A 15,084-nucleotide genomic window follows, 5' to 3' on the forward strand; every position below is an offset into this window, starting at 1 on the left:
AATTTTAAAAACCTTGTGCAATTTTTTCTAATGCTATTTCGTCTAAAATTTTAATTTCTTTACCATGAAATTCAATAATTTTTTTCTTTTTAAGATCTGATAATAATCGAATTGCAGATTCAGTTGCAGTACCAATAATATTTGCAATATCTTCTCTGGAAAGATGCACACCTATATAACCTTCGCTGTCATTATTAAATTTAGTATGCAAATGTAAAAGAGCTTCTGCCAAACGTTGTTTTACGGTTTTTTGAGCCATATCAACAATTAAATTGTCAGCACTTTTAAGAGATGTTGCCATATCTTTTAAAATACTCATAGTAAAAGTATTGTTCTTTTCTAAATCTCTAATAATTTCTTCTTTAGGAATAAAACAAACTTCCATATCATTTAAAGCTACAGCTTTTAAGTTTGAAACTTCTTCAGAAACTAAGCTTCTTTCACCTAATAAGTTCCCTTTTTGAACTAAGCTAATAATTTGATTCCTCCCATTTTCACTCATTTTAGATACTTTACAAACACCGTCTTTAATACAAAAAACACCATTTAAATGCTCTCCTTCGCTAAAAAGAACTTCACCTTTCTTTATAGTTTTAGATGTTTTACAAGCAGATATTCTTAACAATTCTTCTTTAGAAAGATGTTTTAGAGAATTAAATTGACGTACAATGCATTGTTCGCACTTGCTCATAATTAAGAAATTATTATTTATATCAAAGATATCGAAAAGCTGACAAATATCATATTTTAAAACAAACTCTTATTAGAAATTTGCAAAAGGCAAAAGAGTAAGTATGAAATCTACACAATGTTATCACTGTGGCGATTCTTGTGAAGACAGTTTAATTATATTTGATAAAAAAAAATTCTGTTGTAACGGTTGTAAAACCGTATATGAGATTTTTTCTGATAATGATTTAACCTGTTATTACAATTTTCAAGACAATCCTGGTGCAATTCCAACTGAAATTCAAGGAAAATATGGTTTCTTAGACACTAAAGAAATTGCAGAAAAGTTATTAGATTTTTCTGATGGAAATACTCAAATTGCAACTTTATACATTCCGCATATTCATTGTAGTTCTTGTATTTGGGTTTTAGAAAATTTACATAAGTTAAATTCAAAAATCTCCTCTTCTCAAGTAGATTTTCCGAAGAAAAAAGTAAGAGTTACCTATAATTCTTCTGAAACTTCTCTTAAGGAAATAGTGTTACTATTAAGCGCAATTGGTTATGAACCTTATATTAGTTTAGAAGATTACGAAAGTGGAAAAAAAGCAGTAGATAGAAGTTTAACTTATAAGTTAGGTATAGCTGGTTTTGCTTTTGGGAATGTAATGTTTTTGTCGTTTCCAGAATATTTTGAAGTAGATGGTTTTTGGATAGAAAAGTATAAAAATATCTTTAGATGGCTAATGTTTTTCTTCTCTTTACCCGTCGTTATTTACGCAGCTAAAGACTATTTTATATCGGCTTTTAAAGGTTTATGTTCTAATATTTTAAATATTGATGTTCCTATAGCTTTGGGTATTTCTGTATTATTTATTAGAAGTTCTGTAGAAATTATATTCGATTTAGGAACAGGTTTTTTTGATAGTTTAACAGGTTTGGTTTTCTTTCTTTTACTAGGGAAATTCTTTCAACAGAAAACATATAATTTTTTATCTTTTGAACGAGATTATAAATCTTATTTTCCCATTGCTGTCACTCGAATTTCAAAAGATGACAAAGAAGAAAATGTACAAATTTATGATATTGAAAAGGGAGATAAATTACTCATTAGAAACCAAGAATTAATTCCTGTAGACGGAGTTTTAATTAACGGATACGCAGAAATAGATTATAGTTTTGTTACTGGCGAAGCAGTGCCAGTTACTAAACAATCTGGTGATAAATTATTTGCAGGAGGAAAACAACTTTCAGGAATACTAGAAATGGAAGTTTTAGCATCAGTTTCTCAAAGTTACTTAACACAATTATGGAGTAATGATGTTTTTCAAAAAGATAATAAATCAAACTTTAAAACAATAACAGATAACATTAGTAAAAACTTTACAGTTGCAGTTTTGTTAATTGCTTTTTTATCAACTGCTTATTGGGTGTTTAGTGATGCAAGCAAAGCATTAAATGTGTTTACTGCAGTATTAATTATTGCATGCCCTTGTGCTATTGCATTAGCAGCTCCATTTACGCTGGGAAATATGCTACGTATTTTTGGGAAGCAAAAATTTTATTTAAAAAACGCAACAGTTATAGAACAATTAGCGGCAATAGATACCATCATTTTCGATAAAACAGGAACATTAACTACACATAAAGAAAACACTATTTCTTATGATGGAGATGAATTAAATCAGTTAGAAAAAAATATTTTAAAAAGTTCGTTAAGAGCATCAAACCATCCTCTAAGTAGAACTCTTTATTCTATTTTTAAAGAGTTTGAAACCATAACTATTTCTGATTATAAAGAAATTGTAGGCAAAGGTATTGAGGTAATTTATAAAGGAACAAACTTAAAGTTAGGTTCTGCTTCTTTTGTGAAAAAAAATGAAGGATTATTAATTTTAGATACAGCTGTTTATATCAGTTTTAATGATGTTTATAAAGGGAAATTCACTTTTAAAAACTCTTATAGACAAGGTGTAAAAACATTGTTTAATTCTCTAAAAAGTAATTTTAACTTATCGGTTGTTTCTGGTGATAATGAAGGTGAAAGAAAGTATCTACAAGAAAATTTACCTGAAGGAACTAATTTATTATTCAATCAAAAACCTGAAGATAAATTAGATGTAGTGGCAGAACTTCAAAAAAAACATAAAAAAGTTGCCATGATTGGCGATGGTTTAAATGATGCTGGTGCTTTAGCACAAAGTAATGTTGGTATTGCTTTGTCAGAAAACATCAATGTTTTTTCTCCTGCTTGTGATGGTATTTTAGATGCATCCAAATTTAATAAAATAGGAACTTATATTAAAGCTTCAAAAAAAGCAATTCAAATTATTAAATACAGTTTTATACTGTCTTTATGTTACAATCTGGTTGGCTTATATTTTGCAGTTACAGGGCAATTAACGCCTGTTGTTGCTGCAATTTTAATGCCTTTAAGTTCCATTAGTATTGTAATTTTCACAACAATTTCAACCAATTTAGTAGGAAAAAAAATAAAATAAAACATATGAAAGTAGCCTCGTTTTTAGAAGATGTAAAATTTAATTCAAATAAACCATCTGTTTTAATGCTAATGGACACTGATTTTTCGAAAGAGTTAAGAGTTGTTTTTAAAAAAGGTCAAATTATGGAAGATCATCAAGCTCCATTTGCAATTGTAGTTCAGGTAATAAAAGGAGCTATTGATTTTGGAGCAAATGAAGAGTTGATACAATTGAATGATGGTGATTTAGTTTCACTAAAACCACACATAGTGCATAACCTTTCTGCAGCAGAAGATAGTGTAGTAAGATTAACTTTATCGAAAGCAGATTCTTTGCAAAGAGTAAAAAACGTATAAATTAAATACATAATAAATTTTCTAATTATGAGTATTCATATTGAAGCTAAGAAAGGGGAAATAGCAGAAACAGTTTTGTTGCCAGGAGATCCAATGAGAGCAAAATGGATTGCAGATACTTTTTTAGAAAACATTGTTCAATACAATGATGTTCGTGGAATGTTAGGTTTTACAGGAACTTATAAAGGTAAAAAAATATCTGTTCAAGGTACAGGAATGGGAATCCCTTCAACCTTAATTTATTGTACAGAGCTAATTATAGAATATGGAGTGAAAAACTTAATTAGAGTTGGTTCTGCAGGCTCGTATCAAAAAGATGTAAAAATTAGAGATATTGTTTTAGCAATGGCAGCTTCTACAAATTCAGGATTAAATACAATTCGTTTTAACGGAGCAGATTTTGCGCCAACAGCAAGTTTTAAATTATTTCAAAAAGCGATTGAGGTTGCAAAAGAAAAAAATATCACTGTAAAGGCTGGAGGGATTTTAAGTTCAGATGAATTTTATGCAGACGAGTTTGATAGTTATAAAAAATGGGCAGATTATGGAGTTTTATGTGTAGAGATGGAAACATCTGGTTTGTATACTGTTGCAGCTAAATATAACGTAAATGCACTATCAATTTTAACCATTTCTGATAGTTTAATTACTAAAGAAAAAACAACTGCAGAAGAAAGAGAACAGACGTTTAAAGAAATGATAGAAATTGCTTTAGAGCTCAATTAAAACACGCAAAATGAAAAAATCACTAATACAAAAATATAACATTCCAGGACCAAGATACACAAGCTATCCAACGGTGCCTTATTGGAATAAAGAAGGAATTGATAAACAAGATTGGATACAATCTTTTCAAATGTCTTTTAAAGAAAGTAATTCTATAGAAGGCATTAGTATTTATATTCACTTGCCTTTTTGTGAGAATTTGTGTACGTTTTGTGCGTGTCATAAACATATTACAAAACGTCATGAGGTTGAAGAGGAATATATTGATACCGTTTTAAAAGAATGGAAATTGTATGTTGATTTGGTTGATGAAACTCCTATTGTTAAAGAATTACATTTAGGTGGAGGAACACCTACTTTTTTCTCAAAAGAAAACCTAAAATACTTGATGGATGGTATTTTCGAAATTGCAAAAAAACATCCGAAATCTGAATTTAGTTTCGAAGGACATCCAAGTAATACAACCGAAGAACAATTACAAACATTATTTAATTGTGGCTTTACTAGAGTTAGTTTTGGTGTACAAGATTATAATGAAAAAGTACAAAAAGCAATACATAGAATTCAACCTTTTTCTGAAGTAGAACAAGTTACAAAATGGTCTAGAGAAATAGGGTATACATCAGTAAGTCACGATTTAATTTTCGGGTTGCCTTTTCAAACCAAAGAAAACGTAATTCATACAATTAACAAAACCAAAGAATTACAGCCAGATAGAATTTCGTTTTACAGTTATGCGCACGTACCTTGGGTAAAAGGAGTGGGTCAAAGAGGTTTTAATGAAGACGATTTGCCAAAGAATGATGAAAAAAGAGAACTTTACGAAATTGGTAAAGAACTTTTTGCAGAATTAGGTTATGTAGAAATTGGTATGGATCATTTTGCTCTAAAAACAGATAGTTTGTTTGAAGCAACCATCAACAAAACATTACACAGGAATTTTATGGGGTATACAGCAAATAAAACGCAATTAATGATTGGTTTAGGAATGTCTGCAATTTCGGATTCTTGGTATGCATTTGCACAAAATGTAAAGACTGTAAAAGAATATCAGAAAATTGTAAATGAAGGTGAAATTCCAATTTTTAGAGGACATCTATTATCAGAAGAAGATAGAATTATAAGAAAACATATTTTAAATGTTATGTGTCATTTTTCCACTTCGTGGGAAGATAAAGCTATGAGAATAAACAACATTGAATCACATTTAATTTTGTTAGAAGAAATGGAGCAAGATGGTTTGGTTGTAATTGATAAGCTAAGAAAAACATTATCAGTACCAGAAATGGCAAGACCTTATGTTAGAAATATTTGTATGGCTTTTGATGTTCATTTATTAAAGAATAAGCCGAAAACGCAATTATTTTCGATGACTATTTAATTAAAAATTCTCTCTCCTGTGAAAATATAAGTCTATAAATAAAAGTAAAAATATGACAAATGTCATGTTTTAAGAAAATCAACATTATTAATTTTGATGTATCAATTATCAGGCAAGATATGAGCGTAATATACCTACTACTAACTATAAGTATTATAGTAGCAATCTTATTTTTTATCGCATTTATTTATTCAGTAAAAACTGGGCAATATGATGACTCATATACGCCATCGGTTCGTATGCTGTTTGATGATGAACTAGTAAAAGAAAAACAAGAAAAACAAGAAAAATCAACTTTAGACTAAATTTTATATTATGGAAATGCAACAATTTTATTACGATAATAAAATCGTTAAGAAATTTATCTACGCTACCTTACTTTGGGGAATTGTAGGTTTCAGTGTAGGCTTATTACTGGCATTAATGTTTTTGTTCCCAAATATTACAGAAGGAATATCCTGGTTAAGTTTTGGTCGTTTAAGACCTTTACATACCAATGCGGTAATTTTTGCCTTTGTAGGAAATGCAATTTATGCTGGTGTTTATTATTCACTTCAGCGATTATTGAAAGCAAGAATGGCAAGTAACTTTTTAAGTAATTTCAACTTTTGGGGTTGGCAAGCAATTATTGTTGCTGCAGCAATAACACTGCCTTTAGGATATTCGAGTTCTAAAGAATATGCAGAATTAGAGTGGCCAATAGATATTGCAATTGCTTTAGTTTGGGTAGCTTTTGGTGCAAATATGATTTGGACCATTCTACAAAGAAGACAACGTCATTTATATGTAGCAATTTGGTTTTATTTAGGAACTTTTGTTACTGTTGCTGTACTTCATATATTTAATAGTTTAGCATTACCAGTTGGTTTCTTAAAATCTTATTCTGTATATGCAGGTGTTCAAGATGCACTGGTACAATGGTGGTACGGACATAATGCTGTTGCATTTTTCTTAACAACACCGTTTTTAGGGCTAATGTATTATTTTGTTCCTAAAGCAGCTAACAGACCGGTTTATTCATACAGGTTATCTATTGTTCATTTTTGGTCTTTAATCTTTATTTATATCTGGGCAGGACCGCACCATTTATTATATACCTCATTACCAGAATGGGCTCAAAATCTAGGAGTTGCATTTTCTATAATGTTATTAGCACCTTCTTGGGGAGGAATGATAAACGGATTATTAACTCTTCGTGGAGCTTGGGATAAAGTTAGAACAGATCCTGTTTTAAAATTTATGGTGGTTGCAATTACAGGCTATGGTATGGCAACTTTTGAAGGACCACTATTATCTTTAAAAAATGTAAATGCAATTGCTCATTATAGCGATTGGATTATTGCACACGTACACGTTGGTGCATTAGCTTGGAATGGTTTCTTAACTTTTGGTATGTTGTATTGGATGATACCAAGAATGTTTAAAACAAAATTATATTCTGTAGCATTAGCAAATTTCCATTTTTGGATTGGTACTTTAGGTATTATAATGTATGCACTACCTATGTATGTAGCAGGTTTTGTACAAGCTTCTATGTGGAAACAATTTAATCCAGACGGTAAATTAACGTACGGTAACTTTTTAGAAACTGTAAATGAAATTATGCCAATGTATTGGATGCGTGCAATTGGTGGAAGTATGTTTATTATTGGTGCATTTGTAATGTTATATAATGTTATTAGAACAGTAAGAGCTGGTAGTGATGTTACTGATGAATTAGCAGAAGCACCTGCATTAGCAAAAGTTTCTAAATACAGAACAAAAGGTGAAGGATGGCATACATGGTTAGAGAGAAAACCAATTAAATTAACAATCTATGCAACTATTGCAATTTTAATTGGTGGAGCTATTCAAATTATACCAACACTTTTAATAAAATCTAACATACCTACAATTAGTAGTGTAAAACCTTATTCTCCTTTAGAATTAGAAGGAAGAGATCTTTATATAAGAGAAGGTTGTGTTGGTTGTCATTCTCAAATGATAAGGCCGTTTAGAAGTGAAGTAGAACGTTATGGAGAGTATTCTAAAGCAGGTGAGTTTGTATATGATCATCCATTTTTATGGGGATCTAAACGTACAGGACCGGATTTACACAGAATAGGAAAAAAATACAATGATAGCTGGCATTTAAATCACATGTACGATCCACAGAGTACATCTCCAGGTTCAATTATGCCTTCTTATAAATGGTTGATAAATGATGAGTTGGATAAGTCTAACACGGAAACAAAAATGAAAGCCATGGTTACTCTAGGTGTTCCTTATTCAGAAGATGAAATAACAAATGCACAAGAGCACATGTTAGCACAAGGAACACAAATTGAAGAAAACTTGTATTCAGACCCTGATTTTGCAAAAAATTATGATGCAGATAAAAAGTATGCTAAAGAAAGCGGTGAAGCTTTTATCGAAATGAAAAACAGAGAAATTGTTGCTGTAATTGCTTATTTGCAACGTTTAGGAACGGATATAAAAGTTAAGGACGAACAAAAAATCACTAAAAAATAAAGACGATGTTTAAATTTATAAAAGGGCATTTAGAGAGTATTACTGGTATAGAAATCTATCCTTTAATATCATTAATTATATTCTTTACTTTTTTTGTAGCCTTATTTTGGTGGGTTATTACAGCTAAAAAAGAATATATAAACAAGGTAAGTAATTTACCATTAGATCATTAAAAAAGAAACAAAATGAAAAAATATTTTCAATCTACAGTATATGTAATCTTTGTAATTGGTACTTTTTTAGCACTTGCAAAGTCGTTTATGGTGTACGAAAACCCATTTAGTTTTTATGATAATCCTTTAGTTTGGCTTGCTTTAATCGCTTTTGTTTTAGTCGTTGTTTTAAAAGAATTGGTAAATGTTATCGCAATTAATAAAGCAAAGGAATTACAAAACGAAAAAGATGGTGTTGTACCAGAACCGCCAAATGAGTGGGTTAAAAAATTATTAAAATCTTGGACAAACACAAGAGCAATTGAAGAAGAGCAAGAAATAATTTTAGATCATAATTATGATGGAATTAGAGAATTAGATAACTCGCTTCCACCTTGGTGGAAATACCTATTTTATGCATCTATTGTTTTTGCTGTAGTTTATTTGATAAGATTCGAAGTTCTAGATGGTGATAGTCAAATTGTAGAATACGATAAAGCTGTTGCAGAAGCAAAAGCTGAATTAAATAAGTATAAAGCAACTGCTACAGATTTAATTACTGCAGAAAACTTAACGCTATTAACGGATGCAAAAGATTTAAAAAGAGGAAAAGCAATATTTAATTTAAACTGTGCTTCTTGTCATTTAGGTGATGGTGGAGGCTCAATAGGGCCAAACTTAACAGATGAGTTTTGGGTGCTTGGTGGCGGAATTAAAAATGTTTTTAATACTATTTCTGAAGGAGGTAGAGATGGTAAAGGAATGATTGCTTGGAATAAAACCTTAAAAACGTTAGATATGGCAAAGGTAGCTAGCTATGTAATTTCTTTACAAGGAACAACGCCAGTTGTAGCAAAAGCTCCTGAAGGTGAAAAGTGGGTAAAAGAATAAATATAAATTATTAGTTAGTTAAAATGGAAACACCCAAGAACGAACAATTTAGAGATAGTATTGCTACTGTTGATACAGAAGGCAAGCGTTCTTGGGTTTATCCTAAAAAACCAAGTGGTTTTTTTTACAAGTACAGAACGTATGTAAGTTACGTTTTGTTGGCTTTCTTATTATTAGCTCCATTTATTAAAATTAACGGAAACCAGTTTTTACTGTTTAATGTTTTAGAAAGAAAATTTAATATTTTCGGATTTCCATTTTGGCCTCAAGATTTTCATTTGTTGGTAATTTCAATGATTGTTGGTGTTGTATTTGTTATTCTTTTTACTGTCGTTTTTGGACGTATTTTCTGTGGATGGATTTGTCCGCAAACCATTTTTTTAGAAATGGTTTTCAGAAAAATAGAATATTGGATTGATGGTGATAGAGGAAAACAAATTCGTTTAGAAAAACAAGCTTGGAATGCAGATAAAATTAGGAAGAGGCTTTTAAAATGGTTTCTCTTTTTTGTGATTTCGTTTATTATTGCAAATGTATTTTTAGCTTATTTAATTGGCGGAGACACCTTAATAAGTTACATAACGGGTAATCCTTTAGACAATACTAGTACGTTAATTTCATTAACAATTTTTACTTGTGTTTTCTATTTTATATTTGCTTGGTTTAGAGAGCAAGTTTGTATTATTGCTTGCCCTTACGGGCGATTGCAAGGAGTTTTGTTAGACAATAAAACAATAAATGTAGCATACGATTATAAACGTGGAGAAGGAGAAAAAGGAAGATCAAAGTTTAGAAAAAACGAAGACAGAAAAGAAGTAGGAAAAGGAGATTGTATAGATTGTAAACAATGTGTTGTTGTGTGTCCAACAGGAATTGATATTAGAAATGGTACACAATTAGAGTGTGTAAATTGCACGGCTTGTATAGATGAATGCGATCATATTATGGAAAGTGTTGGGTATCCTAAAGGATTAATTAGATACGCAAGTGAAGATAATATTGCTAAAAAGAAACCTTTTAAATTAACACCAAGGATAAAAGGGTATTCTGCCGTTTTATTTATTTTAACAGGAATTTTAATAGGAATGTTATTTTTAAGAAATGATGTTGAAGCAAATATTTTAAGACTACCTGGTCAATTATATCAACACAAAGAAAATAACATTATTAGTAACGTTTACACCTTTAAAGTCATTAATAAAACAACTAAAGATATTAAAGATGTCAGCTATAAAATTCTTTCTCATAAAGGTGAAATTAAATTAGTTTCTAATCATAATTTTATGGTTCCTAAACAAGGTTTAGCAGAAGGAACATTGTTTATAGAAATAAACTCATCTACGTTAGAAAAAGATAAAATTGATTTAAAAATAGGTGTTTTTAGTGGTGATAAGTTAATAGAAACAACTAAAACTAACTTTTTAGGACCAAGAAGTTATAAATAATATACAAGATGAAATTTAATTGGGGAACAGGTATTGTTGTTGCAATTATAGCTTTTATGAGTTTTATTTTATACATGGTAATTACCATGAGTACAGATAAGTCGTATAGTTATGATTTAGTAACTGAAAAATATTACCAGAAAGAAGTTGGTTTTCAAGAAGAAATTAATGCAGAAAAAAATGCATCTGAACTCGTAGAAAATGTAAGCGTTATAAGAACCAAAGAAGGTTTACATATACAATTTCCAAAAGAGTTCTTGCCAAAAGATATTCAAGGAAAAGTGTTCCTATATAGACCATCTAATAAACAATTAGATTTTGAAATACCTATTTCAATTTCTAATACATATTTGCTCGTGCCTGAGAAACGTTTATTGGATGGTCGTTGGAACATTATTGTTACTTGGAATTATAAAAATAAAGATTATTTATTTAAAAAAGAAATAGTCTATTAATGTTTTTATCAGCACTAATTTTTGGTTTATTGGGCAGTTTCCACTGTGTAGGAATGTGTGGACCTATTGCCTTTATGTTGCCAATTGATAGGAAAAACAAAACAAAAGGTTTTTTTCAAATTTTAAGCTACCATTTTGGAAGATTGTTTTCCTATAGTATAATTGGTTTGCTTTTTGGGCTATTAGGAAAAAGTTTTTACTTCTTTGGTTTCCAACAACAATTATCAATTATTGTGGGAACATCTATGATTTTAGTAATTCTATTTCCAAAGATTTTTTCAAAAATAAACTTCTCAAAGAATATTAATAAATTAATTTTTAAGGTGAAGAATACCTTGGGTAAAGAACTGAAGAAGAAAGGAAATGATACTTTTTTTACAATCGGTTTTTTAAATGGATTTTTACCTTGTGGATTAGTTTATATGGCAGTTTTTGGTGCATTAGCAACCACCAATGCTTTTTCTGGTGGTATATATATGTTCTTGTTTGGCTTGGGTACAATTCCATTAATGACAGCTGTAGTATATTTAGGGAATTTTACCAAAGGAACTTTTAGACGAAGAATACAAAAAGCAATACCAATAGTAGTAGTTTTTATTGGTGTATTGTTTATTCTAAGAGGTTTAGGTATAGGAATTCCTTTCGTTTCTCCAAGTCCGGTTTTAGAAATAGTTTCTAATTCAAATGTTTGTCATTAAAGTAAAAACTTTATTTTTCTCATTAAAATTTATTTAGATGAGGTAAAAAGCAATAAATATTCTAAAATTATGTTTAATAACAATGTTAAATCTTTAAGTTGTAAAGTATTTATTCTTATAAAAACAATATATTTGAGAACTTAAAAATAATAGAACTTTAATGAAGTTAATATACGTACAATTCTGTTTTTTATGTTTAGCTTTTTTTTCATTAAAAAGTAACGGACAAGAAACCCTACCAATATATACAGATTATTTATCTGATAATGTTTATTTAGTACATCCATCAGCCGCAGGTATAGGTAATTCTAGTAAATTACGTTTAACGGCCAGACAACAATGGGCAGGAATTCCTGATGCACCAGCTTTACAAACTGTAAGTTTTCATACAAAGTTTGGTGAATATTCTAATGCAGGTTATGGTTTTGTTTTGTTTAATGATAAAAACGGATTTCATTCTCAAAAAGGATTGCAAGGTGCATATTCTTACCATTTACCATTAAGTGATGGTAGATTGTTTGAACAACTTTCTTTTGGTTTGGCATTTACATTTGTACAAAATCAATCTGATCAAAGATCTTTTGGTAATGATGATGTTGCTGCAATCATACAAAGTACAAGCTATTACAACGCAGATTTTAGTGTTGCTTATCATAGAGGCGGGTTATCAACTTATTTTACAGCAAAGAACCTTTTATTAACTGCTAAGAATAATTTAAACGTTCAAGAACCCTTAGATTTAAGAAACTATATATTTTCTGCTGGTTATTTTTATGGTAAAGATAACTATGTACAATTAGAGCCGTCAATGATGATTCAATTTAGAGAAAGTACAGGACAAAGAATTGCAGATTTTAATATAAAAGCTTATAAGACGATTTCGCAAACTCAATTTTGGGCAGCACTTTCTTATAGGAGAAGTTTTGATTCTAATACCATTGAAAATTCTCAATTTATTTCACCAATTGTGGGTATTAATTATAACAACTTTATGTTTTCTTATACCTATACAAGCCAAATGAATGATGTTGTTTTAACCAATTCTGGCTTTCATCAAGTAACGGTTGGTCTTAATTTATGGACTAGAGAGCAAAGAGGTGCAGCTTGCCCTAATATAAATACTGTTTTTGGAGGGTTTTAAAAATCCTTTTCAGTAATTATTAAGTTTTCACTATTATTAGAAATTAGCATTTCTAATACGCTTTTATCTTTATTGATAAATAACTGATGACTTCCAGAAATAATATCTTTATTTGCAAGATTGTGTGCTTCTAAAACCGCTTTTGTCTGTCTTGCAACAGCTTCACCAGAATCTATAATTTGAATTTTAGCACCAACAATTTCTCTAATTTGTGGAATCAAATATGGGTAGTGCGTACATCCTAAAACCAAACAATCTACTTTTTCAATTAACATTGGTTTTAAATAATATGTTAATAATGTTGTCATTTCTTTTGAATATAGTTTTCCGCCTTCAATCAGTTCAACCAAACCTTTACCTATTATTTCTTTTACAATAATCTGTTTATTTATACTAGTAGATGTCTTTTCGAACAACTCGCTATTTAAAGTTCCTTTTGTGGCAAGAATTCCTATAATATTTGTTTTTGTTTGTAACGCTGCAGGTTTTATTGCAGGTTCAATTCCTATTATTGGAATTGAATATTTTTCGCGTAAAATTTTTATGGCGTTTGTTGTAGCAGTATTACATGCAACTACAATTAACTTACAGTTTTGCTGTAAGAGATATTCGGTGTTTTTTATTGATAAATTAATAATTTTTTCTTTAGTTTTTTCTCCATAAGGAGCATTTTTACTATCAGAAAGATAAATGATGTTCTCTTTAGGTAAAAGTGTCTTAATTTCTTTCCAAATAGAAGTTCCACCTACACCAGAGTCAAAAATACCAATAGGAAAGTTGTTTGATTTCATATTTGTAAAAATAAAAAAACCTACTTTAAAAAGTAGGTTTTTTTATATTATTAAGAAAGTAGTTTTTTAGAAACCTAATTTAGCTTTTACAGCATTAAAGATGTCTTCACCTTTACTTACTAAAAGTCCTTTTCCTTTAGAAGAATCCATTATGTATAATAGACCTTTTGTAGCGGCAACTGCCTGAACAGCTTTTTCAGCTTTTTCAATAATTGGGCTTAACTTTTCATTTTGTTGTTTTTGCATATCTTGATAAGCAAACTGTCTTGTTTTCTCATAAGTAGCTCCTTCTTTTTGTAATTCTAAAGCTCTTTGGTCATTTGTGTCTTTTGTTTGTGCTTCAGATTCTGCAATGTACTTTTTTCTTTTAGCATCTAATTTTTTAGCCATCCCTTTAATCTCATCTTGGTAAGTTTTACCAAGTTTTTCAATATCTAGTTTTAGCGCTTTAGTTTGTGGCATTTCTGCTACTAATTTTTCAAAGTCTATATGACCTACTTTTTGTGCATTTGCAATACCAGCAACTCCTAAAGTAAATACAGCAATTAATAGTAATGTTTTTAAATTCTTCATTCTTGTTTTAATTTAATTATTATTTTTGTCTTCTTTGTTATTCTTTTCTTGTTCTTTCTTTTTTCTAGCAGCTTCTTTCTTGTCTCTTAATAATTTTCTTTTTTCTCCCCTTTTTCTAGCTAGTTCTTTTCTTTTTTCTTGAATTACTTTCTTTTTAGCCTCGTTATCTGCAATTTTCTTTGCTTTAGCATCTACTTTTTTAGTTAGAACTTCCTTTTGTTTAGAAGTAAGTTCTTTTTTAGGTGCTTCTTTTTTTGCGTTCTTTTTTTGTTTCTTTTCATCAATTAATCGAGACCTATTTATAGTAGATAAAACGAGGTCGCTAATATCGTATTTTTTATTTGAAAACAGCATTACTAAATCACTAGATTTATCAAAAACAAAGTCATATTTCTTTCTTTTAGAAATACTTTGTATTGCATTGTAAACTTGATCTTGTATTGGCTTTACTAATTGCTTTCTAACTAAAAATAAATCTCCTTTTGGGCCAAAATATAAAGATTCTAATCTTCTTAACTCTTCTTGTTTTAAAGTAATTTCTTCTTCTTTCTCGTCGATTAGATCTTTAGTAAGAATTGCTTTCTCATTTGCCAAGTCAGATTTTAAAACTTCAATATGTCTTGCTTGTTCATCTAATTTTTTTCTCCACTTTGCTACTTTAGCATCTAAAGTGTTTTGTGCTTCTAAATATTCTGGAACATTTTCTAGAATGTATTCCATATCGATATAAGCAATTATTTGATTTCTTTGAGACCAAGAGAATGTAACGCTAAATAAAAGAACGACTAATAAAAATACTTTTTTCATTTCTA

The 15,084-nt window shown here is 29.6% G+C and carries 16 protein-coding genes; 12 read left to right on the top strand and 4 right to left on the bottom strand.

Translation table 11 applies throughout. From position 1 onward, the window contains the following. Positions 1–4: 4 nt before the first annotated feature. Positions 5–691: a Crp/Fnr family transcriptional regulator gene (locus V3V28_RS01130; RefSeq protein WP_331363181.1), complete on the bottom strand. Its 687-nt coding sequence runs from the start codon at positions 689–691 to the stop codon at positions 5–7. Between the two features lie 103 nt (positions 692–794). On the opposite strand from V3V28_RS01130, the gene V3V28_RS01135 reads away from it, so the two are divergent. The 12 genes from V3V28_RS01135 (at position 795) to V3V28_RS01190 (ending at position 12,908) form a co-directional block, all read left to right on the top strand. Beyond that, complete coding sequence (locus tag V3V28_RS01135) at positions 795–3,170, top strand: heavy metal translocating P-type ATPase (protein WP_331363182.1); 2,376 nt, start codon at positions 795–797, stop codon at positions 3,168–3,170. A gap of 5 nt (positions 3,171–3,175) precedes the next feature. Continuing rightward, positions 3,176–3,508 (top strand): AraC family ligand binding domain-containing protein, encoded by a 333-nt coding sequence (locus tag V3V28_RS01140; protein ID WP_331363183.1) that lies wholly within the window; start codon positions 3,176–3,178, stop codon positions 3,506–3,508. A gap of 27 nt (positions 3,509–3,535) precedes the next feature. Further along, a complete protein-coding gene (gene deoD / locus V3V28_RS01145; RefSeq protein WP_331363184.1) occupies positions 3,536–4,234 on the top strand; it encodes a purine-nucleoside phosphorylase in 699 nt (232 codons plus the stop codon). A 10-nt stretch (positions 4,235–4,244) separates the two neighbouring features. Then, on the top strand, positions 4,245–5,615 hold the full coding sequence (hemN, locus tag V3V28_RS01150; protein ID WP_331363185.1) for an oxygen-independent coproporphyrinogen III oxidase: 1,371 nt from the start codon (positions 4,245–4,247) through the stop codon (positions 5,613–5,615). Positions 5,616–5,734: 119 nt separating this feature from the next. Further along, complete coding sequence (gene ccoS, locus V3V28_RS01155; protein WP_331363186.1) at positions 5,735–5,920, top strand: cbb3-type cytochrome oxidase assembly protein CcoS; 186 nt, start codon at positions 5,735–5,737, stop codon at positions 5,918–5,920. A 10-nt stretch (positions 5,921–5,930) separates the two neighbouring features. Continuing rightward, positions 5,931–8,126: a cytochrome-c oxidase, cbb3-type subunit I gene (gene ccoN, locus V3V28_RS01160; protein WP_331363187.1), complete on the top strand. Its 2,196-nt coding sequence runs from the start codon at positions 5,931–5,933 to the stop codon at positions 8,124–8,126. Between the two features lie 5 nt (positions 8,127–8,131). Then, positions 8,132–8,299: a CcoQ/FixQ family Cbb3-type cytochrome c oxidase assembly chaperone gene (locus tag V3V28_RS01165; protein WP_331363188.1), complete on the top strand. Its 168-nt coding sequence runs from the start codon at positions 8,132–8,134 to the stop codon at positions 8,297–8,299. A 12-nt stretch (positions 8,300–8,311) separates the two neighbouring features. Next, positions 8,312–9,169 (top strand): cbb3-type cytochrome c oxidase N-terminal domain-containing protein, encoded by an 858-nt coding sequence (locus V3V28_RS01170; RefSeq protein WP_331363189.1) that lies wholly within the window; start codon positions 8,312–8,314, stop codon positions 9,167–9,169. A gap of 23 nt (positions 9,170–9,192) precedes the next feature. Continuing rightward, entirely contained in the window at positions 9,193–10,614 is a 1,422-nt protein-coding gene (gene ccoG, locus V3V28_RS01175; protein WP_331363190.1) for a cytochrome c oxidase accessory protein CcoG, read from the top strand. 8 nt (positions 10,615–10,622) lie between these two features. Continuing rightward, entirely contained in the window at positions 10,623–11,069 is a 447-nt protein-coding gene (locus tag V3V28_RS01180; protein ID WP_331363191.1) for a FixH family protein, read from the top strand. Next, positions 11,069–11,767 carry a sulfite exporter TauE/SafE family protein gene (locus tag V3V28_RS01185; protein WP_331363192.1) on the top strand — a complete coding sequence of 233 codons (699 nt, stop codon included), beginning with the start codon at positions 11,069–11,071 and terminating at the stop codon, positions 11,765–11,767. Before V3V28_RS01180 ends, V3V28_RS01185 begins: the two co-directional genes overlap by 1 nt. Before the next feature lie 160 nt (positions 11,768–11,927). Continuing rightward, on the top strand, positions 11,928–12,908 hold the full coding sequence (locus V3V28_RS01190) for a PorP/SprF family type IX secretion system membrane protein (RefSeq protein WP_331363193.1): 981 nt from the start codon (positions 11,928–11,930) through the stop codon (positions 12,906–12,908). Here the strand turns inward: V3V28_RS01190 and murI are convergent. The 3 genes from murI to V3V28_RS01205 all read right to left on the bottom strand — a co-directional run bounded on the left by murI (position 12,905) and on the right by V3V28_RS01205 (position 15,079). Further along, complete coding sequence (gene murI / locus V3V28_RS01195; protein WP_331363194.1) at positions 12,905–13,699, bottom strand: glutamate racemase; 795 nt, start codon at positions 13,697–13,699, stop codon at positions 12,905–12,907. The two genes, V3V28_RS01190 and murI, sit on opposite strands and share 4 nt — an antisense overlap. Positions 13,700–13,765: 66 nt before the next feature. Continuing rightward, on the bottom strand, positions 13,766–14,272 hold the full coding sequence (locus V3V28_RS01200; protein ID WP_331363195.1) for an OmpH family outer membrane protein: 507 nt from the start codon (positions 14,270–14,272) through the stop codon (positions 13,766–13,768). A 12-nt stretch (positions 14,273–14,284) separates the two neighbouring features. After that, positions 14,285–15,079, bottom strand: coding sequence for an OmpH family outer membrane protein (locus V3V28_RS01205; RefSeq protein WP_331363196.1), 795 nt, complete (start codon positions 15,077–15,079; stop codon positions 14,285–14,287). Positions 15,080–15,084 lie beyond the last annotated feature (5 nt).

Origin of the sequence: Polaribacter sp. (assembly GCF_036480315.1) — a bacterium.
Lineage (GTDB): Bacteria > Bacteroidota > Bacteroidia > Flavobacteriales > Flavobacteriaceae > Polaribacter.

Coding starts and splice junctions, on each gene's coding strand:
- V3V28_RS01205 (WP_331363196.1), bottom strand. CDS start 15,079: ATGAAAAAAGTATTTTTATTAGTCGTTCTTTTATTTAGCGTTACATTC.
- V3V28_RS01170 (WP_331363189.1), top strand. CDS start 8,312: ATGAAAAAATATTTTCAATCTACAGTATATGTAATCTTTGTAATTGGT.
- ccoS (WP_331363186.1), top strand. CDS start 5,735: ATGAGCGTAATATACCTACTACTAACTATAAGTATTATAGTAGCAATC.
- V3V28_RS01190 (WP_331363193.1), top strand. CDS start 11,928: ATGAAGTTAATATACGTACAATTCTGTTTTTTATGTTTAGCTTTTTTT.
- V3V28_RS01165 (WP_331363188.1), top strand. CDS start 8,132: ATGTTTAAATTTATAAAAGGGCATTTAGAGAGTATTACTGGTATAGAA.
- murI (WP_331363194.1), bottom strand. CDS start 13,699: ATGAAATCAAACAACTTTCCTATTGGTATTTTTGACTCTGGTGTAGGT.
- V3V28_RS01185 (WP_331363192.1), top strand. CDS start 11,069: ATGTTTTTATCAGCACTAATTTTTGGTTTATTGGGCAGTTTCCACTGT.
- ccoN (WP_331363187.1), top strand. CDS start 5,931: ATGGAAATGCAACAATTTTATTACGATAATAAAATCGTTAAGAAATTT.
- ccoG (WP_331363190.1), top strand. CDS start 9,193: ATGGAAACACCCAAGAACGAACAATTTAGAGATAGTATTGCTACTGTT.
- V3V28_RS01130 (WP_331363181.1), bottom strand. CDS start 691: ATGAGCAAGTGCGAACAATGCATTGTACGTCAATTTAATTCTCTAAAA.
- V3V28_RS01140 (WP_331363183.1), top strand. CDS start 3,176: ATGAAAGTAGCCTCGTTTTTAGAAGATGTAAAATTTAATTCAAATAAA.
- hemN (WP_331363185.1), top strand. CDS start 4,245: ATGAAAAAATCACTAATACAAAAATATAACATTCCAGGACCAAGATAC.
- V3V28_RS01135 (WP_331363182.1), top strand. CDS start 795: ATGAAATCTACACAATGTTATCACTGTGGCGATTCTTGTGAAGACAGT.
- V3V28_RS01180 (WP_331363191.1), top strand. CDS start 10,623: ATGAAATTTAATTGGGGAACAGGTATTGTTGTTGCAATTATAGCTTTT.
- V3V28_RS01200 (WP_331363195.1), bottom strand. CDS start 14,272: ATGAAGAATTTAAAAACATTACTATTAATTGCTGTATTTACTTTAGGA.
- deoD (WP_331363184.1), top strand. CDS start 3,536: ATGAGTATTCATATTGAAGCTAAGAAAGGGGAAATAGCAGAAACAGTT.